At 56.9% G+C, this 23,686-nt stretch carries 22 protein-coding genes and 2 pseudogenes; 5 read left to right on the plus strand and 19 right to left on the minus strand.

Annotation, left to right across the window (positions count from 1 at the left end; translation table 11 throughout):
• Positions 1-11 precede the first annotated feature (11 nt).
• Positions 12-1,037 (minus strand): aromatic ring-hydroxylating dioxygenase subunit alpha, encoded by a 1,026-nt coding sequence (locus MF4836_RS00065; protein WP_078468528.1) that lies wholly within the window; start codon positions 1,035-1,037, stop codon positions 12-14.
• 77 nt (positions 1,038-1,114) lie between these two features.
• A complete protein-coding gene (locus tag MF4836_RS00070; RefSeq protein ID WP_078468529.1) occupies positions 1,115-2,137 on the minus strand; it encodes an ABC transporter substrate-binding protein in 1,023 nt (340 codons plus the stop codon).
• Positions 2,138-2,812: 675 nt separating this feature from the next.
• Here MF4836_RS00070 and MF4836_RS00075 point away from each other — a divergent pair.
• Positions 2,813-3,634, plus strand: coding sequence for an outer membrane protein OmpK (locus tag MF4836_RS00075; RefSeq protein WP_078468530.1), 822 nt, complete (start codon positions 2,813-2,815; stop codon positions 3,632-3,634).
• A 51-nt stretch (positions 3,635-3,685) separates the two neighbouring features.
• Here the strand turns inward: MF4836_RS00075 and darG are convergent, their stop codons facing one another.
• The 4 genes from darG to MF4836_RS00095 all read right to left on the minus strand — a co-directional run bounded on the left by darG (position 3,686) and on the right by MF4836_RS00095 (position 6,696).
• Positions 3,686-4,774, minus strand: coding sequence for a type II toxin-antitoxin system antitoxin DNA ADP-ribosyl glycohydrolase DarG (gene darG, locus MF4836_RS00080; protein ID WP_078468531.1), 1,089 nt, complete (start codon positions 4,772-4,774; stop codon positions 3,686-3,688).
• Entirely contained in the window at positions 4,771-5,415 is a 645-nt protein-coding gene (gene darT / locus MF4836_RS00085; RefSeq protein ID WP_078468532.1) for a type II toxin-antitoxin system toxin DNA ADP-ribosyl transferase DarT, read from the minus strand. The genes darG and darT overlap by 4 nt, the downstream gene beginning before the upstream one ends.
• Positions 5,412-5,984, minus strand: coding sequence for a DarT ssDNA thymidine ADP-ribosyltransferase family protein (locus tag MF4836_RS00090; protein ID WP_078468533.1), 573 nt, complete (start codon positions 5,982-5,984; stop codon positions 5,412-5,414). Before MF4836_RS00090 ends, darT begins: the two co-directional genes overlap by 4 nt.
• Positions 5,985-6,303: 319 nt before the next feature.
• A complete protein-coding gene (locus MF4836_RS00095; RefSeq protein WP_078468534.1) occupies positions 6,304-6,696 on the minus strand; it encodes a DUF6124 family protein in 393 nt (130 codons plus the stop codon).
• 660 nt (positions 6,697-7,356) lie between these two features.
• On the opposite strand from MF4836_RS00095, the gene MF4836_RS00100 reads away from it, so the two are divergent.
• A complete protein-coding gene (locus tag MF4836_RS00100; protein WP_078468535.1) occupies positions 7,357-8,400 on the plus strand; it encodes a restriction endonuclease in 1,044 nt (347 codons plus the stop codon).
• Between the two features lie 212 nt (positions 8,401-8,612).
• On the opposite strand, the pseudogene MF4836_RS00105 reads toward MF4836_RS00100, so the two are convergent.
• The 9 genes and pseudogenes from MF4836_RS00105 to MF4836_RS00155 form a co-directional block, all read right to left on the minus strand.
• Positions 8,613-8,929: pseudogene (locus MF4836_RS00105) on the minus strand (DNA/RNA helicase domain-containing protein); the annotation flags it as partial.
• Between the two features lie 7 nt (positions 8,930-8,936).
• The gene (locus MF4836_RS00110; RefSeq protein ID WP_078468536.1) at positions 8,937-9,593 is read right to left on the minus strand and encodes a uracil-DNA glycosylase; all 657 of its coding nucleotides are present in this window, start codon (positions 9,591-9,593) and stop codon (positions 8,937-8,939) included.
• Positions 9,594-9,598: 5 nt separating this feature from the next.
• Positions 9,599-10,720, minus strand: a complete 1,122-nt coding sequence (locus MF4836_RS00115; protein WP_078468537.1) for a nucleoside triphosphate pyrophosphohydrolase family protein — start codon at positions 10,718-10,720, stop codon at positions 9,599-9,601.
• A gap of 6 nt (positions 10,721-10,726) precedes the next feature.
• A complete protein-coding gene (locus MF4836_RS00120; protein WP_078468538.1) occupies positions 10,727-11,353 on the minus strand; it encodes a hypothetical protein in 627 nt (208 codons plus the stop codon).
• Positions 11,353-11,820 carry a TIR domain-containing protein gene (locus MF4836_RS00125; protein ID WP_078468539.1) on the minus strand — a complete coding sequence of 156 codons (468 nt, stop codon included), beginning with the start codon at positions 11,818-11,820 and terminating at the stop codon, positions 11,353-11,355. Before MF4836_RS00125 ends, MF4836_RS00120 begins: the two co-directional genes overlap by 1 nt.
• 1,141 nt (positions 11,821-12,961) lie before the next feature.
• Positions 12,962-13,534, minus strand: a complete 573-nt coding sequence (locus MF4836_RS00140; protein WP_078468541.1) for a TIR domain-containing protein — start codon at positions 13,532-13,534, stop codon at positions 12,962-12,964.
• A gap of 21 nt (positions 13,535-13,555) precedes the next feature.
• Complete coding sequence (locus MF4836_RS00145; protein WP_078468542.1) at positions 13,556-14,026, minus strand: TIR domain-containing protein; 471 nt, start codon at positions 14,024-14,026, stop codon at positions 13,556-13,558.
• A 2-nt stretch (positions 14,027-14,028) separates the two neighbouring features.
• Positions 14,029-15,474, minus strand: coding sequence for an SIR2 family protein (locus tag MF4836_RS00150; RefSeq protein ID WP_078468543.1), 1,446 nt, complete (start codon positions 15,472-15,474; stop codon positions 14,029-14,031).
• A 247-nt stretch (positions 15,475-15,721) separates the two neighbouring features.
• Positions 15,722-16,507, minus strand: a pseudogene (locus MF4836_RS00155) (PDDEXK nuclease domain-containing protein); the annotation flags it as partial.
• 66 nt (positions 16,508-16,573) lie between these two features.
• Here MF4836_RS00155 and MF4836_RS00160 point away from each other — a divergent pair.
• Genes MF4836_RS00160 through MF4836_RS00170 form a run of 3 tightly spaced genes read left to right on the plus strand, consistent with a single transcriptional unit; the run spans position 16,574 to position 18,738 of the window.
• Complete coding sequence (locus MF4836_RS00160; RefSeq protein ID WP_078468544.1) at positions 16,574-17,533, plus strand: hypothetical protein; 960 nt, start codon at positions 16,574-16,576, stop codon at positions 17,531-17,533.
• Complete coding sequence (locus MF4836_RS00165) at positions 17,533-18,219, plus strand: hypothetical protein (protein WP_078468545.1); 687 nt, start codon at positions 17,533-17,535, stop codon at positions 18,217-18,219. Before MF4836_RS00160 ends, MF4836_RS00165 begins: the two co-directional genes overlap by 1 nt.
• Positions 18,220-18,258: 39 nt before the next feature.
• On the plus strand, positions 18,259-18,738 hold the full coding sequence (locus tag MF4836_RS00170) for a DUF4265 domain-containing protein (RefSeq protein ID WP_078468546.1): 480 nt from the start codon (positions 18,259-18,261) through the stop codon (positions 18,736-18,738).
• 146 nt (positions 18,739-18,884) lie between these two features.
• Here MF4836_RS00170 and MF4836_RS00175 read toward each other — a convergent pair whose 3' ends face one another.
• From MF4836_RS00175 to MF4836_RS00190, 4 genes are all read right to left on the minus strand, one after another.
• Positions 18,885-20,204: an MFS transporter gene (locus MF4836_RS00175; protein ID WP_078468547.1), complete on the minus strand. Its 1,320-nt coding sequence runs from the start codon at positions 20,202-20,204 to the stop codon at positions 18,885-18,887.
• Between the two features lie 48 nt (positions 20,205-20,252).
• Positions 20,253-21,200, minus strand: coding sequence for a LysR family transcriptional regulator (locus tag MF4836_RS00180; protein ID WP_078468548.1), 948 nt, complete (start codon positions 21,198-21,200; stop codon positions 20,253-20,255).
• Positions 21,201-21,230: 30 nt separating this feature from the next.
• Positions 21,231-22,655, minus strand: a complete 1,425-nt coding sequence (locus MF4836_RS00185; RefSeq protein WP_078468549.1) for an FAD-binding oxidoreductase — start codon at positions 22,653-22,655, stop codon at positions 21,231-21,233.
• Between the two features lie 192 nt (positions 22,656-22,847).
• Positions 22,848-23,537, minus strand: coding sequence for a hypothetical protein (locus MF4836_RS00190; protein WP_078468550.1), 690 nt, complete (start codon positions 23,535-23,537; stop codon positions 22,848-22,850).
• Positions 23,538-23,686 lie beyond the last annotated feature (149 nt).

Consider the following 23,686-nt stretch of genomic DNA (forward strand, 5'->3'; position numbering starts at 1 on the left):
CCGGGGCGCGGTCAGTGGCTGAGGAACACTTCGCTTTCGCCGTGGGCTTCGAGCAGGCCCAGCAGTTGCCGGCGAATCACCAGCCCGGGCTTGTCCGAGGGCATGTGCAGCTCCACCCGGCGTCGGGTGTCGACACAGGCGTCGTAATCGGTGGCTTCGAGAATGTCCCGGTCCTCGGCGGTGATCGCCGCGTCCCAGTCGATCAGCTCCCGGGTCGAGCACTGTTCCTCGCTGTCATTGCGATACAGCCATTGCACCAGCATCAGCCGCCCGTCCTCCATGGGCGTGGCGCAGTTGTAGATGATGTGGTGGATGCCGCTGTCCGGGTACATGCAGCCAAAACGCCGGGAGAAGGGCAGGTAATAGCGGTTGATCAGGTGGCGCTGGGTGATGGGCTCGGTGCTGCCGGTGATGCGAAAGCTTTCTTCGGGGTTGCGGATCGGCACCCGGGTTTCCGCCTCGAAGCCGTAGTCGGTTTCGCGGAACTCGTAGCCCGCCGGTTGCGGCTGGTCGAACAGACCGAAGTTGGCCTTGTGCACAAAGGAAAAGTGCGAGTTGTCGAAGGAGTTTTCCATGACCCGCAGCGGGCTGGTTTTCCACTCTTCATAAAACTGGAAGATGCGCCGGTAGCCCGGGGCGCCGTCCTCGGGAAATTCGGGGATCGGTTGCAGCGGGTCGTCGAGGGCGACCCAGGCGTAGCCGTATTTTTCCTGGCAATGGAAGGCCTGCACCGCCGCGCCCTTGGGGATCATGCCGGCGGGGTTTTGCGGGATCTTCACGCAGGTGCCCGTGCAGTCGTATTCCCAACCGTGGTAGCCGCAGGCGATGTTGCCTTCTTCGCTGACAAAACCCTTGGACAGCTTGGCGGTGCGGTGGCAGCAGCGGTCGCGCATGGCCACCGGGGTGCCGTCGGGGCGCTTCCACAGCACTAGGGCTTCGCCCAACAAAGTAAAGGGCTGTGGCCCGGCATCCAGGGCGGACATGGGCAGCAGGGCGTACCAGAAACGGCGCAATACAGGTTGTTTGGTTACCAACATAACAAGTGTCCTCAGGGTCATCGTCGAGCCGGCTCTGGGGCCTGGCTTCGGGGGCTATTGCGGTTGGCAGGGCGTGGTCAGCGGCTGGCGGCCTGTTCGGCGGCGGGCAGCACCTTCAAGTCCTGGACGAAGCGCGTGGTGTAGGCCTTTTGCCAAGGCGCATCGGCGCCGAGCAGGCCGGCTTCCACCATAAAATCGCGGGTGGCTTGCCAGCGCGCATCGCTCATCACCCCGATGCCCTGGGTGGCGGCATCGCCCCCGGTCACCAGGCGGTATTGCTTGAGGGTCGACAAGCCCCAGGCCAGCAGCTCATCGCTCATGTTCGGGTTGTCGGCCTTGATCAAGGGGTTGGCGCTGGGGTTGTCCAGGTAGCGCTTCCAGCCCTCCATGGACGCCCGGACAAACGCCTGGACCCGCTCGGGGTGTTGCTCGATCACGTCCTGGCGAGTGACCAGGGTCGAGCCGTAGGGCGGGTAACCGGCATCGGCGAACAGATAGAACTTGGCCTGCTCACCGGTCTTCAGCGCCTGGAACAACTCCGAGCTGGCATAGGCCTGCTGGGTGGTGTCGGCGCCCGCCAGGAAGGGTTGCAGGTTGAAGGTGTAGGGCCGGGCCTGGCTGTCCTGCAACCGATACTTGCCCTTGAGCCACGGCCACCAGGTCTGCTGCCCGGAGGTGGACACCAGCACCTGCTTGTTCTGCAACCCGTCCAGGCCGCTGACATCGGCATGGGTCAGCAAACCCTGGGGGTCACCCTGAAAGGGCGCGGCCACCGCCACCACCGGCAGGCCCTGCTCCACACTCTTGAGGATTTGCAGGTCGTAATTGACGATAAAGTCCGCCTGCTTATTCACCAGCAACTGCATGCCGTTGACCTGCGGCCCGCCCATGCGAATGGTCACGTCCAAGCCTTCCTTTGCATACAAACCGTCGGCCAAGGCCTGGTAAAAACCGCCCTGTTCCGCCTGGGCGTACCAGGACGTGAGCAGCACCACCTTGTCATTGGCCAGGGCCCAGGAGGGCGCCACCAGGGCCGCGGGCAACAGCGCGGTGGCCAGTAGCGAACGAAGCGGATGACCCAAGGCAAAGCGAGTTTTCATGATGTGTTCTCCACAACGATTCGAAAACCGCCGCGCGCCAAAGCGGCACGCCAGCGAAGGCCGGTCGGAGAGAACGTGGGAAGAGAGAGGGCGCCAGGGCGCAACGACGTGAACACACGGCTGACACTTCTCTCTTGCCCGGGGCGCTGGCGCCGCGTTCAAGCATCCGATCGGATGTACGCCCCACGGGGGGCGCAAGAGCAATGTCCTATGCCATCGCTGGCACTAACCGCTTCTACTCGCCAGGAGCCAAAGCCAGAACTGTGCCAAGTGCTCGCAGCCGCTCAAGCTCGGGTGTTCGGCCATCGGTGGGTAGGGTGAGGCGGGAGGGGATGAATCGCGACGGTGCGAGCTGGGGCAGGCGAGCGTCAAAGTGGTGCGCAGCCATGGGTTGTTTGGTGTTAATTGCTGATCAAGATTGTGCTGAATCAATGGTTGAGATTGTATTCGATCAGTTGGCACGACCTCTGCTAAGTCCCCAGTCGAGTAGAAGCGGTCAGCACTGAACGGGTCCGACACCGGACACCTCAGCGCAGGGCATTGCTCTGGCGGCATCACGCCGCGCACCCGGCAGGGTCGTGCCTCAGCGCAAGCTGAGGGCCAGAACAAGGGTCAGTCCGCAGCCTGGGCATGCCTTGCCGGTGATATCCCCCGATCACCTATCAAGGGCCGTCCATGAACGCACTCCGCACCGCCAAACCTGTACCTTCACGCCTGCGCCGCAGCCTGCTGCCACTCTGCGCCCTGGCCAGCGCCGGCGCCGAAGCCAGCCCCCTGCTGTGGAACGACAACAGCCTGAGCTACCTCTACGGCCAACACTTCAAAGTCGATGGCACTGGCGACGACACCCAGCAAACCATCACCTTCGAACATGCCAGCGGCTGGACCTGGGGCGACGTATTCCTGTTCGTCGACAACAAGTGGTCCAACGGCCTCTCCGGCAACGACGGCCACACCTACTACGGCGAATTCTCCCCACGCCTGTCCCTGGGCAAAATCAGCGGCCAGCCCCTTAGCTACGGCATCGTCAAAGACCTGCTGATCGCCGCGACTTATGAGCGCGGCGAAAACCGCAACCGCAAATACCTCCTCGGCCCCGCCGTCGACCTCGACCTGCCGGGCTTCGACCGCTTCTCCCTCAATACCTACTACCGCCAACCCGACGGCATCACCGGCAAAGCCGCCGGCCAATGGCAAATCAACCCCACTTGGTCCATGACCCTTCCCCTGGGCCGCTCCGACATCCTCTTCGACGGCTACCTGGAGTGGTACGTCAACGACGTCGGCACCAAAGGCACCTCCAACTTCGTGGCCAAAAGCTTGCACATCAACCCGCAGCTTAAATACGACGTGGGCAAGGCACTGGGGCAGAAGGCCAAGCGGTTTTACGCGGGGCTGGAGTGGGATTACTGGTCGGATAAATATGGGATCGAAGACAGCCCGGGGTTTAAGACGGACCAGAATGCGTTGAGTGTGTTGGTGAAGGTGCATTTTTGAGGGGGAAGGGGGCGCATTGCGCCCCAGCCGGAGTGCAGAAAAGAGTAGCCTCTAACTGGCTACCATTTCGGGACGAAAACTACTGGAAGTCAGGCGCTTGAGTGCTATACCAAGCGCCTGATCGTCGAACAGTCTGCTCTTGCGAGCAGCCGCACCGGCTCCGCCATCCCAATGTTTCAGGGCGTCACGCACGGCAGGAATAGTCGGGGAAACCCCGTCCTGGCTCAGCAACCAGTCGACCGTCGCCAGCAACTCCATACCGAATGGGGATTCAAAACCATCAATCAGCTCAGCAGTGCGTTCAAGGGCGAGCGCGTAATCCTTGGCTTCTGTTTTTAAATAGGTTTGCAAAAAAGCTTTACGCTCTTCGTCAAACCAAATCACATCGCTGATACCCGCATCGCTGATGCGTTTATTGCAATGCAGATAGCTGCCATCCAGATTGTTCAGCAGATGCTCCAGCCGGTTGGCGTAAGGCCCGTATTTGTGAGCAACGAACTGAAGTTCCAGAGGATTTTTGGTGTTCGGCAGATTTTCTATGGCGCGTTCAAGAAACCAGGCCAGCTTCTGAATCTCAAGCAGGCTGCATTCCATACCTAACACCCAATAGCGCCTAACCAGCTCGGCAATGAGCGCGCGAGCAGGAGTGAGCTTTTCCACGCCGCTACGTTTGGCCACATTCAAATACTGATTAGAAGGCTCGAATACCAACACATCGACATCCAGATCGCTCAGGACCTCAACAATCTGCTCGCGAACTTCTGGCCATTTCAAACCACCGTTGCCCGCACCTAAGGGTGGAACTGCCACGGACTTAACATGGTTATCAATCAAAAAGCGCCGTAGATCATGTAAACCTTCTGTGATCCATGCCATCTGTGACGGTGATCGCCAGTGACGCTTGGTGGGAAAGTTCACGATCCACCGAGGGCCGTCCAGTTCGTTGACGGCGGTGACGTGCATTTTTCCTGTTTCCACTTCGCTAGCCTTGCAGGCTGCCGAATACAGACGGTAATTCTCGGTAAAGCGCTCTTTAAACATCAGCGCGATACCTTTGCCCATCACGCCCACGGTATTCACCGTGTTGACCAGAGCTTCAGTCTTGGCTTCCAGAAGGTTGCCTTGGGTAAAACGGATCATTGGAAATACCATCCCGGACGTGCATGAACAGGCAAGGCCAAACCTCGGGTAGCCAGGTCTTGTTCTATGCGTTTCTTCATTGCACCGCTGTAGCACATGATGCCGAGGAGTCCTGTAATCGGTAGGTTACGGTGAATCAGCGCTTCGGCTTGATAGCGCTCCATTTTTTTGGGGTCATCAGGATCGCGCTTAAAGTCGCGTCGCTGAAGGATAGTCCAGTCGATCTGGCCGAGATCCGCCAGATCGCTGTAATAGTCTGTCCAATCTGGGTAGGCATGTGCGTTTGTGAAGACGAACGGTAACCCTAGCTGTTGGATGCGGTACAGGCTTGAGACCAGGATTACGATCTCGTCGTTGCTGCGCTGCTGGACACTCCACCCGGAGTGAATGTTTTTCATCATCACAGAGAAGGGGGTGAAGTAGAAGGGTATGTAATCTGCCAGCACTCCACCTGGAGCAATCGGCACATGGCGGTTTCGGCGTTTGTCGATCAGATCAACGTTGCCAATGTTCACGTACTGCGGCGCCTGCATCTCGGAGCTAGCGCAGTGCAGACCGTTGTCCAGAATCCAGGGCAGATTATCGCGATGGACGATCCTCCAAATCAGAGATTTTTCTGGATTCAGACTGCTGTAATTCATCGACGAAACATTCCGGGATTCACTCCAATTTGTACAGAAACACCAGCCTCGCGCATTTTAGCCCCGCAAAGTGCTTCAACCTCCGGGTTGGAGACAAAAATCTTGAAAAAATCATTAGCAGAAACAACGGTGGGAGACAGGCATTCTGCCATGCAGACGCTTTTGCAGTGAGGGTCGTGATAGTCCCTTTGGTTCATCACATCCCAGTCAATGGCTTCGAAGCCTGTCTTATAGTCAAGCAATTGAATGGTGTCGTTAGCTAATGGATGTCGAGGAATGACCTTCCAATCCTTTTCAATCGCTAAGGATCGGCGAATAGAAATGACTACGAATTGAGTGTCGCGTTTATTGCCCTGAACGCTTCCGTCAAATGGATTCGCGGCAAACCAATGAAAGGGGACGTAGTTTTCAAGTCCCAGAGCTTGTCGTTTTTTAAGAATTTCAGCATCAGCTACGTCTTTGAACCCTTGGAGTTGCGCACGTGGCTTGAGGCCGCTTTGAAAAATATTGCTTAAATTTTCAAGGGCGGTGAGGTGGTAAAGCAGCTTCTGTTCCTTGATATCTGCCATGTCGGTCTCCTTGACCTATGCAATTGCTGAGCGATTTCAGCCCTGCTGCTTCTTCCGTGGGGACAACAACCTCAGGTAAATACTCACACGCTGGTGCGATTTGGCAGGTGCCGATGATGATTCTATGGTGCCATCATTTGGGGTCGCAAGGTCAATCTGAGCTTCGCCAGCCGACCAGCAATTATTCCAATGGATGCGGGCTTTTGTTGCCGTCAATCAGTCCATATTTCCGTTAGTTAGAGGGGGAGTGTTGAAAGTGGTTTAGTGGTTAATCGGGTAGGAGCGGGGTAAATCACGTCTTACCCCGTTTTCTCCTTCCTCAGACCTGCTGAGGGTTTTCTGCCGGCTTGCCGGCATCCAGCAACGAATCCACCACCGCCCTGGCCATTTCCACCGAATGGATCATCGACCAAATCAACCCGCGCTCCACGCCGCTGGCGCGTTCGGTGATTTCATCGCTGACCTGTACCGCGCTATCGAGCAGCAGCGATATATGAATCAACGCTTCTTCAGCGCTGATGCCGGCGCGGACATTAAACAGGGCGTCGCGCCCGACTGGGGTGGACGCTGTGTTTTTCAGGGAACTGAGGATTAATGCCTCGGCGTTGTTCGCGGTCAGGGCCAGGCGAATACGCTGGGTGTCGCGATCGTGTTCGGGGGTTCTGAATTGCCCGGGTAAGGTCAGGGGCGGATCGGGAACAAGCTTTTTCATGGTGCATCTCCAACGTGAGTGGAGCTGCCAGGTATCGCTGCTAAACGAATGGGTGGCAGCTGAACGCAGGTTAGCAGACCGGTCACATTGGAAACCCGGCGCACCCGAAGGTGCCCTGCGCACAGCCGCCATAACGTGCAGACGAAAGTCTGCCGATAGGTGACGTTGATGCGCCAATGTGATGTGTCGAGCTGCTAAACCCGGCCACTGATAAGCAGTGACGCACCGAGCCTAGACAGCGCTTTTCATAGGCGCAAGCGGTTTGGATTCTCTAGGAAAAGTCGCTCAATGGAAAGCGAAGCGCCTTACGTTGGGTGGGGAATGAGGGTGGGTTTTGGGTTTCGGGATGTAACGTCCCGTGTGGAGGCTCAGAATGTCGAGGCACTGAGAGCTCGGTAGACGGCTTAAAAAATGTCCTGACGAAAGCGCAGTTTCAAGAAAACTCTCAATCTGCTGGGACAAAATCGCTAGCGCTCGACAGCGGAGCGCCATTCAAACCTTGCACTTGATCCAATCGTCGGGTATCAGCTCTACGCACTAGAAAGGTCATGCCGTCGATCTGAGTGACGGAGTGACGGAGTGAACTTAGGTATCGGCTAGCTTCGCTTGCGAGAATCAGCTCGAGAGTGGCTATGAACATAACAACAGGGAGAAACACCCATGGCCGTATGGCTAGTCCGGGCGGGGTCCGCAGGTGAGTTTGAAGACAAGTTCATTAGCGAGCGCCGCGTTTATGTGACGTGGGATGGGCTGAATGTCGATTTGAGCACCCTCAAAAATCGCGAACAAGTACAGGCAGAGTTGTCGGTTCGTTACCCAGAATCGAAGCCGAAAACGCTGCAAAATTGGAGCAGCCAGATTTGGCCCTTCCCTCAGCGTATGCAGGCTGGAGATTTGATCGTACTGCCGCTCAAAACCCAGCCGGTGGTTTATATCGGCAAACTTGTCGAGGGCTATCATTTCTCCAGCGCTGGCCCTGATCCATTCTTCCATTGGCGAGCGGTTGAGTGGATTGGCGAAGCAATCCCTCGTTCCAACTTCTCCCAAGACCTGCTCTACAGCTTCGGCGCGTTTATGACCATTTGCCGCATTCAGCGCAATAACGCAGAAGAGCGCATTCGCTCCATGGCCAGCCACAACTGGCAGCCCGAGACGTTGCAGCAGTTGGTGTGTGACACCGCTACTGCATCGGATGAGGTGGCTGTTGAGGAAGCCGAAACAGATCTAGAACGCACCGGTAAAGACCACATCGTTCGACTGATCGAGCGACGTTTTAAAGGACACCGCCTGACTACCCTGGTGGCGGCGATACTGCGTGCACAAGGCTTTAGCGTCTGGCAAAGCCCCGAAGGCGCCGATGGGGGCGTTGATATTTTGGCCAGTAACGGCGTGATGGGCTTTGGTGGGCAAGCTATCTGCGTTGAAGTGAAGTCGGGCACAGGTTTGGTTGATCGACCAACTGTCGATAAATTGCTCGGCGCAATGACTAAGTTCAATGCTGGTCAGGGGCTATTCGTGGCGTGGGGTGGTTATCGCGCAAATGTGCAAAAGGAGCTGGCGTCGAGCTTCTTCCGCCTGCGCTTGTGGAACCAGGACGATCTGCTGGAGCAGCTGTTTATGTATTACGACCGGCTGGATGAGGGGATCAAATCAGAGTTGCCATTGAAGCGGGTTTGGACAGCGGCGCTGTCGGAAGAAATTTAATTGGGTGGAAAAGCCGGCTTGTGGTTAGCTTTTAACTGATCTATGTTTTTGAAAAACAATGATTTAGGTGTTTTGGAAAGCGCTCTGATCCCCCATTTGTTCCCCCACTTTTTTGTGGTTTTTGCACGGCATTTGACAGGCTTTTTTCGTGGTTCGGCCTACGGTTTTTCGTGAGGCTGAACCCGAATAGTGACATCCAACCCGTGGGGCCATCAGTCGTTGCTGTACCCGGCAAGTCGACTCTTAAAGTATTCGCGGTCTCCTGATCGGTACAGTATAAGTAGCAGCCCTTCATCCCACGAGTCATCAATGTTCGATACGTGTTTTTGATGATCAGGTCTGTCTCTTGCTGCGCCAGAGCAGGTTGCTCCTTCATCAACTTCTTCGAGCCACGAATAGATTTTTCGTGCTTATCTCGCTCATGCGGCGACGTCACCACCTGCCCATCACGCACGAATAGATCCGGTCCAATGATCACTCCAATATAATCAACTTCCAGCCCTTGGCATGTGTGGATACAACCGACCTGCCAGGATCTATAAAAGTGTTTTCTGGCGTGGAGAGCATCCATAGATCTCGGAAACTTGTGCAATAAATATGTTCTGCCCGCCATAGCTTGGGTGTCTTACGCACAATACCGGTATGGAATTTGTAATTCGGCTTGCAGAAGCGGCAGCATCGTTTCCTATAGCTACAATGCGTGACGGATTCAGCAGGCGAATTAGCTCTTTTAGTAACTCCTCACCGATTTTTCTTTCTAGAGTATTGTGCTGTCGATTTGTAAACTGTTCGCCCGCTGCGTGCGGATGAAGAGGAAAAACATTCCAGAGAAATATTTGTGCATCTACTTGGTCTAACATGTTCCAAATAACTGCAGCTGTCCGTTCCGTGACAGCGTTCCCAATGGTAGGTCTTTCGGCGAATAGATTGAACCGTTTGGCATGGTTTTCAATGTGCGCGTCATCAGTCAATGCTAGACCTGTACGGCGGCCGCCGCGATAACCAAGATCCCGTCCGATCCATATGGCATCGATAGGGCGGCTTGTTGCGCTGTATATTATTTTGGATAGCATTTGGGCACGAAGGCTGGGGGCTTCTATACTGTCATGTATTTCGCAGCGATCTGAATACGGGTTGAAGCAATTTTCTAGGTGCAATTTAACGATTGTTTCAACAAAAGGGTGTAGCTTCATATGTTCTACTCTAGTGGTTCATATCGTATGGTACGCAGTGAGCGATCACCAATGATCCAGCCTCCTTGAGCCGCTTTCACTTGGCGGAAGACGCTGTACCCTTCTAATATCGCCTTTTCCCAAAGTTTTAAAGGGCAACGTTCTACTTCGTAACCGCTTACAAATTCCCCAATGATTTTCAACATTCCAAGTGAGATTTTATCTTGGTTTTCAAAGAAGTTTAGTTCTTTGGCTCTTGAAAAGATCCAGGCAGTCAAACCTTCTTCAACAACGATTGCTCGTCCGCTATCTTGCTCCTCGTCGTACTCAGGGTTACTTTTTCGCTTATGTTTTATCAATGAGCGGACTACTGGCGACCAATGGAGAATGGCTGCGTATGCAAGATGAAATACATCATGAAAGCGGTATCCATCGTGGTCGGATATATTGTCTGTCAAAGGATCTCCGATGAAAACTCCATTCCATTGGAGATAGCTTCTGCTGCTTTCACGTTGATTAATACGGATTTTAAAGTCGCGCGGAAGTTGCTCGTCAAACGAAAAATTTGAATCAAAGTCGATTAAGTCTGCAGGGTTTGGATCTAGAAATGCTCCGCGAGCTTTGCGTAGGTTTGCCCTAGCAACCTCTGAAAATACTAGCTTGGCAGCGTGAAGGGCATCAAGATAGTCTTTTGCGAAATTTACAACATTTTCTCGCGAGGGCACACTTCCCAACAATGACGCCGCAGAACGACCGAGGCGTACCAGTGAAACATCTGCAGAATCTCTTGAAGCAATTGGCATTGCTACATACGCGAAAGCACCGTCAATAACATCACTTGCTACGCCCACGGTTTGAAAGTTTTCACACTTGACTGCGTCGGAAAATATATCGCTAAGTGGAAGTTCCAAGCGTTTACAAAGCGCTGCTAAATACCAAAGTGTATCTCCAAATTCTTCTTCTGCTGCTTTTTTAAAGCCGGGGTAGGCGGACTGCTCTCGAATGTGTTTTTTTGCAGTGGACATGATTCCACCGACTTCACCATATAGACCTTGTAGTATTGGGTTGACATCTTTTAGATCGAGCACGTCAGTAAGGGCAATTTCCGTGGCATATTCGGAAAGTAAGAGAGAACCTTCTTTTTGCATGAGGCGTCACTTCCTGAGTGAGATCCATTCAAAAGGCGCTCCTTGATACCCTGTTAAATCAAGGCTGCGCACCCATGTTTCCAAGCTTTCGAAAAGTTGTGGGTCATTGAAAGTAGTCGATCCAATCCCACTTTTGCACAAACGGCGTCCTCGTCGATCCACAAGGTGTACGGGAAACTCCGGCCCTTCTCCGCCAAAATAGACGAAATCGCTGCTAATTAGTACGCGATTTGTTCCGGTGTCCCTTTTAACATGTTCAGGTTTAAGTGCACCATCTTCTTTTGAGTGAAAAGAGTCTCGTTGATTCCAGTCCGATTCAGGGTTGCCTCGAAAGTAAATGTTGTCGCCGCAACTCTGCTTTCTGCTCCCATTACGGAATGGCTTTTTATTGTCAAAACGGAGGTCTGACGCGTATTCATCGAAAGAAATCGCTTCAGTGATTTTCATGGCGTAAACCAGATGTCCGCCTCTTCTGACTTTTCTGTCGTTACTCCCACTACCAACAACCCAGTCACCAATGTGTGCACTTTTACGAATGGTTGGCTTGCAGGTAGCTAAAGTACAAAATCCATAGTGGGGATTGGGCGCAAATCCGCTATCATAACGTACAACATATGAGTGGATACGTGCCATCAGCAGGGGTGCCTATTAAGTTCAACTGGCTCGCAGTCACTTCCGTCTGGCTTTTCCCACGTATCCTTTCCGTTAATGGCATCTATTATTGAGTCGCCGTTCCAACCTACTAATGCATCGGCGTATTCTTTGAGAGCTGAGGGAAGATCGCACTCTTTTTCTCCGTGTTCCCACACGCCAATAACTCTTTTTCCTTGTTTGGCAGCATATTCAATTTCCCAGTTTACCCAGTCACTATCTTTTGTTTGTGGGGAAACATAACAAATAAATACACCTGCCCAATTTATTGCAGGGGCAAGTATTTGGGTTTTAATGTAATGCGGATCGGTCGCATTGTTGAATTTTCCGGTATGAATAGATGAGTCTCGGATATCTAGACCTTTTGGAGCCAAAAGATCCTTCAGTTTCTGCAATCCATGATCGTCTTTGTGTACGTGACTGATGAATACGTTTTTTTGTTTGGCCATGCCTCTACTCCCTGATGCAGTGCGGTCATTTTGCCAGCATAGACCGTTTTCAGATCAGTGAGTAGGTCCGACGTAGCATCAGGTAGCTATGTCGCTGTTGTTCAATTCCCCGTCTCTGCGGGATCAAGCCGACCCTGTATGCATCGATAGGATGCGTTTTCATGCTCATGTAGGCTCCAGCATTAGCTATGGTCACGTACTGATGCCTATTCCTCACCTCGTCCCGCCAAAAAAGTTGAGTGTTATCAGGGATCAACGCCCCTGCGACCTGTGAGGGTTGTCCACTAACGCGGGACTTACGACTCCTTACGACCGGGAGCTTGGGCATCTCATGATCTGGCCTCCTGAACACTTCCGAAGACGTGGGCGGGTGGAGACTGCGCTGGCTGACGAGACCAATGCCGCGAGATCCTGAGTCGGTGAAGGCAGTGGAGCGATGACAGGGGCATACCTGACTGTCAGTCAGGTGCAGTCCGTTCCGTGTGCTGCGGCACCATCATCTACATCGCTGTTGCGGGTGACTTCGGTGTTTGTCACGCCGATTGTCACGAGGGGGATGCCGCAAAGCCTTGTACGAAGTGGGCTGCAGCAGCGGTAGGAGCGCCCGTCTCTTTCCGGAAGAAAGAGACGGGCGCAGGTTGGCGCAAGGAAATGGCCAAGCGGATAGGTTGCTGCAGGGCAGTTATGAAAGGGGATGAGTTGCCGCAGTGGGCGCACTGGTAAAAGTAGGCATCCATCACATCGCTGTGACCGTGCGAGCTACCGGACGCTAATCGCACTTTGGGAGAACCACCACGGTGTGGCGTAGCCTTAAAGGTTCTGGCTACCAGGGAGCCGCTAACGGCAGCGCTTTGAGGCTTCTTTCTATCGCCCGCGTATGGCTGGGTCAACCGAGTTGCGCGCAGTCCATTGCGCCAATCAGCGGTGCTGGAAGGCGTTGGCCGTTAGTGATACTGGGTGGACATTTAGCCGTTTATCGTCTTTTTAATGTGAACCCCTGCGCGTGGGAATGTTAAGCCATCCCATGCGCAGGGGCTCGGTTGGAAAACCTAGAGCGAGGCTGATAATGGTCCGAAGAAGCGTGAGTGTCATGCTACAGCGTGGGGGACCAAGCATGTCGAGACAAGGGGGGAGAGGGTTATCAATAGCTATTCCACGTGGGTACGCCACGGGCAAAGCTACCGAGATGACTCCACTTATTGCCGCGGTCTTCGACGTAGTGGTTCGTGACTTGGTTCTTTAAGTACTTGGTGACCACCGGATAAAGACCCAGATATTCTTGTCCTTGGAAACTCTGGTTTTCAGAGTCCAACAGCGGAAGGATGGCGACCCGGCCAGGCTTGTGGCCGTCGAAGAACCCTAGCTCCCAGGGCATCCATTTCGAGTTTGAAGCGTTTTCAGTGGCGATATACATCATGGAGCTTGAGTGCTTCATGCGGTCTCGGAGGATGGCAGCTGTCTCCTTGTCCACCGAGCTGCGGTCCAGTTGCCGATCGACAACCCAGTCCACATAGACGCGCATTCCCTGCTTTTGCAGGAGAATCATTACCCCCAGAACAAGGTCCGAATCGTCGGTGGAGTGTGACAGGAAGATGTCGAACTGCTCGTATGATTTGTAGTTTTCCATTGTTGCGGTCAGAACAGCTTTTGCAGTGCGATATCCACGAGCGCCGGCCGCAGCGGCACGCGCCTCGCTTTTGGTAAAAAAAGCCATATTGAGTACTTCTGGTATGGGTTACTGATTGATGGAGTTTTCGATCCAGCTCGCCAAGTTGTCCCTAATATCGCCATAGGCATCGCTATAGTTGGGCTCATACACAAAGGGCTTAACGATCTGACCGCTTTTGTTCTTGAAGCTGAACTGATTAAAAGGGTTGGCCCCCATTGTCCCGAAGCCATTGCGGGGGCAATTCAGGCGGTGGATATGAACACCCACCACTGCCTTGCCCAGCTCCCAGGCTCGCTTGATTTCGTACTGGACCCATGGACGGTTGGCGGTCTGGCTGCCGATCAGCACCACTAAGCAAGATTTTCCGTTCAGGTTCTGGTCGATCCAGTTTTTCACGCCTTGCTCAGTGCGTTTGATCTGTTCCCACGTGTTAGGGCTGACGGGCTCATCGCCTTCCAGCGCACCCATTCGGCGGATCTGCTGCACTCGCATCACATCGTTGTCGAAGTGAAAGCTATAGAAAACCTTGCGTTTCATCACTAACCCCCAAGTTTCTTAATGATGGACAGAATTTGCCGTTCGATTTTGGCCCGATTAGCTGCGGGGTCCGCGAGTTGCGCCACCTCCGCTTCAAGCCAGGGATAATCGCAGAAGTGGTTAACTGGATCCGCAAGCATCTCGTCTGCCAGAGCCTTCGCCATGTAACCGGAAGTTCCAATGGGCAGTGCTACGACGCCTTTCTCCTGAGCAATTTCGAATTCCTTATGTACGCCGTCGGCGTTAACGACGCTGCCGTCCTTAACCTTGTTGCCGAAAATGAAGAGGGCTATGCCTGAAAGCCCAATCATGCGGTGCCTGTATTCATGCCACAGATCGGGCAGGTCTTTGCCATTCGAGGCCACCTGTGGGAACGGCCGCATGATGAGTTGATCCTCTGAGTACTTTTCTGGTTTGGAATAAATGGCATCGAGAGCACCGTTGATGACCGCGCTCCCGATTCCCCAGCCAAATCCATTGACGACTCTGTAACCCCCTTTCACCAAGGATGCAGAAAGGGAGTGCACGAAATTCAGGGCATCCTGCTTGTCCCAGGCACCGTACTCTTCGGCGCTACCGGAAATGAAGATGGTCTTCTTGAGGAAGCGGCTCTCGATCTCCTTCAAAATCACTGGTATTTCATTGTAATCGTCGATCAGAAGTGCCTGAATGCCAAACCGCAGCAGGTCGCGAACATGGTGCTCCTGTCGGCGCCGCCGATACTTCGCGGACTCTTCGTCCTCCTTCCCTTGCAGCTCAGCAGGCTCCTTGCGAAGGAAGCAGTAGTGGGTTCGCCGATAATCGTCCGGCACGTGCAGTCTACTGAGCACGTAATCCAGGTTGGGGTCCGTGAAACTGAAGCCTATGAACAGGAATGTCTTAGAAATCAGATCCCCACTCAGGGTTGTTACAAAGGCTTCGTGGCTCTTGTGGTATTTCTCGTATTGAGACTTATAGAGAATGGCAGCACCTGGCGACGACACGTCACCGTGCATTTTGTAAACGACGGCGTCACGCTTGGGGCGAGAGGTAACTAGGTCGTCTGTTTTGCGTTTGATATCCGCGACGCGGTAGTTCTGCTTGAGGCTATCTTCTATCAGAGTGTCGTAGTTGGTCGTCCAATACGTTCTGATCGGAAGTCGGGAGATGATGTCGTGAGCTTCGGAGGGTTCTGCCTGCTCCGAGAATTCTTCAAGGATTTTTCGGGCCAGGCCGTTCGAGCTGTTTTTCTGGTTGACATGGTATTGCGCAACCGAAATCAGGTCGTGCTCCAGCTCAACCTTAAGACCCAGTTCTTCAGCGATTTCACTGAGCAGCTCGCTCCAGTTGACGAAACCGCAGCTTTTAGAAAGGCCCGCGCCGGCAAACACAGCGGCCCCCCCATTCTCAATGTCCTTTACATACGTTCTGATGAACGCTTCAATTTCGGCTGAAAACTTACCGGTCATACCCGGATACTTCCCTGTAATTGGCCAGTAGCCATCATACGGGGAGAGGGGGGGGTGTCAATGCAGCCCCAGGGGGTTATTAAGCGTCCACCGATCTTGCAAGTAACTATGCGAGCTTCCGGGCGCGAATCGCACTTGGGGTGAACCACACTCGGTGTGGCGTAGCCTTAAAGGTTCTGGTTACCTGTCCTGTTTGTCGGTAGGGGCGGGCTGATTTATGGCGTTAGCCGCGTTACGGGGAAGTGACCTATAGCCAGCACCTGCTACATCCGGTTTGGCAGCACTCAGCCAATTCCTGCTCAATCTGCTCGATGCTAGGCAAGGTCGATTGCAGCTCCGCCGGTAGCGCCGCCCTCAGTTGACACTCCGCGACGCCCATGGGTTTGGCGCTGTCACGCAATGCGTATTCTGCCACTACCTCGTTTTTGCTTTTGCACAACAGCAAGCCGATGCTGGGGGCGTCGTGCTGGCTTTTCATCTGGCTGTCCACGACTGTCAGGTAGAAGCCCAACTGGCCCAGGTGTTCAGGCTTGAACTTGTCAGACTTCAGTTCGATGACCACATAGCAGTGCAGCTTGAGGTGATAAAAAAGCAGGTCGATGAAGAAGTCTTCTCCACCCACTTCCAGTGCCACTTGCCGGCCAACAAAGGCAAAACCTGCCCCCAATTCCAGCAGAAATCGGGTGACATGCTGTACCAGGGCATGTTCGATATCGCGCTCGTTTGCCTCCCGGCTCACATCGAGAAAGTCGAACACATAAGGGGCTTTCAGTACCTGTTGCGCCAGGTCCGAGTTGGGGGCCGGTAGCTGCGTTGAGAAGTTGGTTTGTGCCATGCCTTCACGCTCCAGCAAGCGAGTTTCGATGTGCATGCCCAGCACGTTTCGGGCCCCGCCGTATTCAACGGCTCGTTGGGCGTAGGCCAGGCGTTCTTGTGGCACGTTCAGCTTGGTGATCAGCAGCAAGCTGTGGCTCCACGGCAATTGTCCAACAGCCTGTTGGACAATTTCAGAATCGGGCCAGGCCTCGGTAAAACCATCTGACCTTCAATCGATTTTGCTATCCTGCGCCCCTTTCCCCCCTCAGCAAGGAGCGCCCGCATGACCCGGTCCATTGATGGCTGTACGCAAACAAGGGCTGGCAAACGGCGTTACCTGCCTCACCTCCTGGCCCCAGCCCTCCTGCTAGGCCTCGCCCTAACCACCTCAGCAGCCCACGCCAACCCCACCACCACCTACCGCGGCACCCTCGGCGCCACCCCGGTTGAGCTGGCTCTAACCTACGACTCGCAATACGGCGGTGGCTTCTCCGGTTATTGGTTCACCGAAGCCGAGCGCTTGCCCATTCCTTTGGAGCTGACGCCGTTTCGCCAGGGCGCGGGGCTGTTGATCAATATCATGGACAACCCGACCCTGCCGGCGGCGGCCGTGTCGTTGCTGCCTTTCACTGAAGGTGCTGATGCGCTGCAGGGCTCTTTTGTCGATCTGCGCACGGGCGCGCAGCAGCCGTTGCAGTTGCAGCGGGTAACGCGTTTTGGTGACAGTCAGCGGGATGCCTTTGACGGTGAGTTGTTGCAGCCGGTGCAGGACAAGGATTTCTATTTCAGTGTGCATGCCGCGCGCAAGGCCGGGGAGGAGGTGGCGCGGGTGGACCGTATTCGGGTGATGAGTCGTGTCACGGGGACGCAGGTGCAGGAGATCAGTGGGCCGTGGTGCATGCCTGCGGTTGGCACCGGGACGCTGACTTTCGGGCATTTCCAGGCCGGGTCGCCGATGGATTTTCAGGCCCAGAGTTATCGCCTGGCGGAGTCGGATGGCCGGCTGTTGTGCGGGCCCACTCAGTACTACCTGTACAACCGTGAAAGCCAGCAGTACCTGCGCCATCCGCTGCTGGAGCAGTTCGCCGTGGACGGTACGTTGCGCTTTTCGCCCAGTGGCCAGATGGAGTTCAGCAAGCAGGACTTTATCAATTTCGATCAGCGCACTCGGCGTTGGGATTATTACCGGGTAATCAGCCCGGATCGGCTGGAGTTTCTGTCGTCTGGCGAGGAGCGTTTCTGATGGGGTGGGGTGATTTTTATCGCGGATTGGCGGCGGGGCTGCTGGTGCTGTGGATGCTGCCGGCGCAGGCGGCTCATGGGGTGTATGAGGGCACCTTGGGCAAGCAGGCGATTGTGCTGACCCTGGGTAACCAGAACGCCGTGTACCAGGGCACTTACGCCTACCAGCGCTATCGCACGCCGATCCGGCTCAAGCCGACCTTCAGTTTCAGCAATAAGGTGCTGGCCATGGATGAGCTGGACGAGCAGGGCTTGCCGGTGGCGCGTTTGCAGTTCAACGACTTGATGGTCAGCCGTCAGCGCGAGCAGGTACGCGGCAGTTGGACCAGTTATCGCACCGGCAAGACTTTGCCCATCAGCCTGAAGCTGGTGGGCCTGGTGGATTCGGACCGTTCGTGGCCGCAGCCGAGCACCGCGCTGTTGCAGAGTGCATCCACCTCGCGTTGGTATTTCCAGTTGCCGATGCAGGGCAATGATCGGCGGGTGACGGCCATTGAGGTGCTGAGCAAGGCCACCGGCAAGCCCTTGCAGACCCTGGCGCTCGCCGAGCCGGGGTGCCCGAACCAGGGCGTGGATACGTTGCAGGTGCAGGCCGAGGGGGATCGCGTGGGGATCAGTTTGAGTGGCTGCTCGTTGCCGGGGTTTGCGTGGAATAAAAGCAGCGGACGGTTTGAGGTGTTGCCGTGAGGCTGATCAGAACCTGCAAGTTAATCTGTGGAGTTCCCTATGTTGGATAAACCATCACCGGTGCTGATTCAGGTGTACATGGCCGATGACGATGGCGCCGTTCGCGAGGAGCTGCTGGCGCGGCAGATCGATGAGGACACTTACGAGTTGCTGTCCTCCCCGGGCCTGGCGCAAAACCTGGCGCGGGGCGATATCGTTTCAATCCGCAATCCCGAAGCACCGGCTGAAGTGCTGCGTCGGGGCGGTAATTTCTGCATTCAGATCTATGCCGATTACATTGATCCGGAGGTGATCAGTGCACTTGAAAGCGACGTCATTCGTGAGTTGGGTGGCACCTTGGATGGGGTGTGCGAAGGCAATTTGGCGTTGGCTGTTCCTGCAAAAAACGGGATGGAGAACATCAACAGGTTTTTCGACCGCTTCCGCGAAAAAACCGGGATCCAGTGGTACTACGCGAACGTCTATAAAAACCTTGATGATGATGAGGACGAGACGCTGTTGAATTGGTGGTTGGAGTGACCGGACTGTGGCCAAAGCGACCAAGTAACCGATCAAGTAAGCGACCAAGTAGCCCGGCAGCTTTGGGTCATTGAGGGGCGATGCGCCCAGGCAATTGTCCAACAAGCTGTTGGACAATTCTGTCCCCGCCGATGAGCCATGCCGTTTCAGGCAATCTGCAGCCGGGGTGCTTTATGAACGCGTTTTACCAACAGCCCCAAGCCCCCACCCACCAGCAATATCGCCGCCATAAAGTACATCGCCGCCTGAGTATTCCCCGTCACCTGGGTCAGCCACCCCACCACAATAGTGCTGAAGAACCCCGCCACGTTGCCCAGGGTATTGATCAACGCCACGCCCGCAGCGGCTGCGGCGCCGCCCACCACAGCGGTGGGCAAGCCCCAGAACACCGGCAGGCTGCTGATCATGGCGGCGGTGCCGATGATGAGGCCGAACATGGCCAGCATCAGGTTGTCGCCGAAGAAGGTGCCGAAGGCCACGCCTAGCGCGCCAATCCCCGCGCAGACTGCCAGGTGCCAGCGGTACTCGCCGTGGCGGTCCGAGCTGCGGCCCACGATCACCATGGCCACCGCTGCGGCGGCGTAGGGCAGGGCGGTGAGTACGCCGATGGCCCAGGGCTGCTGCACGCCGCTGTTGCGGATGATGGTGGGCAGCCAGAAGCTGATGACGTATTGGCCCAGCACCAGGCAGAAGTACACCGCGCCCAGTAGCCAGATTTGTGGGTTGAGCAGGCCGTCGCGCAGGCGGTGGCTTTGTTTGTGTGCGGCTTCGCGGTCGATGGCGGCTTGCATGCCGTGGCGTTCTTCGGCGGTGAGCCAGTGGGCGTCGGCGATGCGGTCGCGCAGGAGGAAGAACACCGCGGCGCCGAGGGCCACGGCAGGCAGGCCTTCGATGACGAACAGCCATTGCCAGCCGGCGTAGCCGGAGACGCCGTTGAGGTGTTGCAGGATCAGGCCGGAGATCAGTGAGCCGAACAGGCTGGAAATCGGCAGGGCCATGATGAACAGGGCCGTCATCACCCCCCGGCGTTGGCTGGGGAACCAGGTGGTGAGGTAGAAGATGATGCCGGGGAAGAAGCCGGCTTCGGCAATGCCGATCAGCAGCCGCAGCACGTAGAAGGTCAGCGGCGTTTCGATAAACATCATGGCCGCCGACAGCAGGCCCCAGGTGACCATGATCCGCGCGATCCAGCGTCGCGCGCCGAAGCGGTGCAGGGCGATGTTGCTGGGGATTTCGAACAGCAGGTAGCCGACGAAGAAGATCCCGGCGCCGAGGCCGTACACCGCTTCGCTGAACTTGAGGTCGTCGAGCATCTGCAACTTGGCGAAGCCGACGTTGACCCGGTCCAGGTAGGCCACCAGGTAGCACAACACCAGCAGCGGGATGATGCGCCAGGCGGTCTTGCGGTAGGCCGAGTGCAGGGCCGCGTCGTCGAGGGCCGCGGGCGGCGGGGAAGGTTGGTTCATGGCTAGCCTCTTTATTCTTGTTGTCGAAGCAATGGGTGAAACAGCGGTTCAGCCTTCGGGCAGCAGGCGGGTCGCGGGCCATTCGCCGGAGCGGCACATGTCGCGCACCACCTGGCCGATCAGGGCGGCGATCAGGGTTCGCAGGTTGCTGCCGGGCAGGGCCTCGCACACGCAGATACCCAGGGTGCGAAACACCACGCGCGGGGTGATGGCGTGGGCCACCAGCCGGCCTTCGGCGACTTCGCGCAGGGCCAGGTTGAGCGGCATGATGCTCGGGCCGATGCCGGCCTCCACCGCGCTTTTGAGGATGTGCACCGAGTTGACTTCCATGGCCACGGTCGCCGGCGGCAACTGCTGCTGGGCCACGGCCTGGTCGACAAAGGCGCGGGTGCTGTGACTGTGGGCGCGGCTGGGGAACACCAGGGGCTGCGCCACCGCCTGGGCCAGGGTCACGTCGCCGGGAGGCGGCATGTGCGGGGCGCCGGCGCGGTGGATCAGGTAGAAGTCTTCTTCGATCAGCGGGCTGAAGCTGACTTCCGAGGGCAGGCCGATATCGGTGAACAGGGCGATGTCGACCCGGCCGCGCACCAGTTGGTCCACCAGGTTGCCGGTGAGTTCTTCATTCAAGTGCAGTTGCACCTGGGGGTAGGTGCGGGCCACGGCCTGCATCAGCGGCAGGGCGACGATAGTGGCCACGCTTTGCGGCAAGGCGAGCACGATCGAACCGCTCAGGGTCGCCGCTTGCGGGTTGACCGCGGCCTTGGCCGCGCTCAGGTGCTTGAGGATGCCCTGGGCGTATTCATAGAACACCTTGCCCGCCTCGTTGGCGACGATGCCGCTGTTGCTGCGATGGAACAGCACCGCGCCGAGTTCGGCTTCCAGGGCCGACATCTGCTTGCTCAGGGCCGATTGCGCCACGTGCACCTCCCGTGAGGCCCGGGACAGGCTGCCGGCATCGACCACGGCGACGAAGTATTTGAGTTGCCTGATTTCCATAAGCCTTCCTTGCGCGCTGAGGGCCGACGCCTATTCGACTGGCGTGCCGCGGACGAAGATCTTGCCCGGGTTCATCAGTTGCTGCGGGTCGAGGGCGGCCTTGATCGCGGCCATGATATCCACCGCGTTCTGTCCGTGTTCCAGGCTCATGAAGCCTTGCTTGGTCAGGCCGATGCCATGCTCGCCGGTGCAGGAGCCGTTCATGGCGATGGCCCGTTCTGCCAAGCGATGTGCCACCTCTTCGGCGCGCTGCACTTCGTTCGGGGCCTCGGGGTTGACCAGGATCACCGCGTGGAAATTGCCATCGCCCACATGGCCGAAGATCGGCGCCAGCAGGCCGTTTTGCTCAAGGTCGGCAGTCGTGGCTTCGATGCATTCGGCCAGGCGCGAGATCGGCACCACGGCGTCGGTGGTCAAGGCCCGGCAGCCGGGGCGCAGGGCGATGGCGGCAAAATAACCGTCGTGCCGCGCCTGCCACAGGCGGCTGCGGTCTTCGGGGTGCACGGCCCAGTCGAAGTCCTGGCCGCCGTGTTCATCGGCCAGCATGCGGATGGTCTCCACCTGTTCCTTGACGCTGGCTTCGGAGCCATGCAGCTCGAAAAACAGCGACGGTGCCTCGTGCAATTGGGTCTTGCTGTAGGCATTCAGAGCGCGGACGGTGAGGGCGTCAATCAGCTCGATACGGGCAATCGGCACCCCCAGCTGGATGGCCTGGATCACCGTGCGCACCGCCTGGTCGACGCTGGGGAAGTTGCACACCGCGGCGGAAATCGCTTCCGGGATCGGGTGCAGCTTGACCGTCAGTTCCGCCACCGTGGCCAGGGTGCCGCCGGAGCCGATCAGCAGATGGCCCAGGTCATAGCCGGCCGAGGATTTACGCGCCCGACCCCCGGTGTGAATCACCCGGCCATCGGCCAATACCGCGGTCATGGCCAGGACGTTTTCACGCATGGTGCCGTAGCGCACGGCGTTGGTGCCTGAGGCCCGGGTCGCCGCCATGCCGCCCAGGGAGGCATCGGCGCCGGGGTCGATGGGGAAGAACAGGCCGGTGCCGTGCAGCGCTGCGTTCAGCTGTTTGCGGGTCACCCCGGGTTGCACGGTGACGTCCATATCGTCGATGCGTACTTCCAGAATCTGGTTCATCGCCGACAGGTCGATGCACACCCCGCCATGCAGCGCATGCACCCAACCCTCCAGGGAACTGCCGCTGCCGTAGGGAATGATCGGTACCCGGTGGCGGTGGCAGGCCTGCTGCACGGCGACGATTTCATCCAGGCCGTTGACGAAGGCCACGGCTTGCGGCGGCATGGGGTCGAGGGCGGAGATATCGCTGCCATGGTGTTCGCGAACACTGGCCGAGGTGCTGAAACGTGGGCCCAGCAACAGCGTCAGTTCATCCAGCAGGGCGTTGGGCAGCGGCAGGGAAGCAGGCGTAGCGGTGGCGGTGGGCAGCATCGAGCAGTCTCCGGTTTTATTGTTCCTCGGGTTCGGCGGCTTGGCCGTGGGCCCGGGGCGGGGGAGTTACCCATATCCTAACTGCATACAGGGGGTGTGGGTCGTGCAGAATTGAGATGGCGGTATCGCGCAGGCAGATGGTGGCGGGCGCGGTTGGCGTTGCAGGCGAACACCCCTACGCCCCGTTCCGTGTCACCCCTGACCCTTGCACCTGACCAGCGCCAGATACACCCCGGCTTCTTTCCCGGGTTCGATGTAGTGCGCATCTTCAAGGTCCGTGACCTTGGTCGGCGCCATCACCAGTTCCAGTTGCGGTGCACCTTCGTACCAGGGGTCGGGGTCATTCAGCCCGTGCCTGAAGGCGTCGAGGAATGCCTGGCAGCTGTCGAATTTGCCGTAGCTGTAGCCGCCTTGCTGGTCGCTGTAGAAGCGCGAGTAGGTCAGGAGCACGATGCCCCAGCGTTCGATGCGCTCCTTGGGAGAGGTGCGGGGAATCGCCTTGGCCAGGTCGTTGCGGATTTGCCAGATCTTGTCGTAGGTATTTTTGTTGTTGTGCACCACCTTGAATTCGAGGGCGGTGGAGGGCTGTTCGGCGTAGCTGTCCTCGACCCAGATATCCACCTTGCGCCGCTCGGCGGCGATCAGCCAGCGCGGGACGTTGGTGCGCGCGGCCAGGTCGCCTGAGAGGCGGTAGTCGATGCGTTCGTCGAGTTGGCCACCGAGGCCGAGCGGGTCGCGGTGAATGTCGAGCAAGGCGGCCGATTCCAGGCTCAGCCACAGCTCGGGGGCGACGGTGACGACGATGGATTTGAGCACGCGCTGGCGTTCTTCCTGTTGCAGATGCGCCAGCAGCAGTTTGGCAAATGGGGGAACAAAGGACATGGGATTTCCGTATCAGGGTTGAAAGGTCCGTGGCGTCATTTGCCCAGGACTCGCAGGGCAGTCAACAGCGCGCGGATCATGGCATGCCTTTTTAATACCGTCAGCTGTGGGCCTTATCCTGGCGACCAGGCCTGTGGCATTGCAGCAAA

The organism is Pseudomonas sp. MF4836 (assembly GCF_002018875.1).
GTDB lineage: Bacteria > Pseudomonadota > Gammaproteobacteria > Pseudomonadales > Pseudomonadaceae > Aquipseudomonas.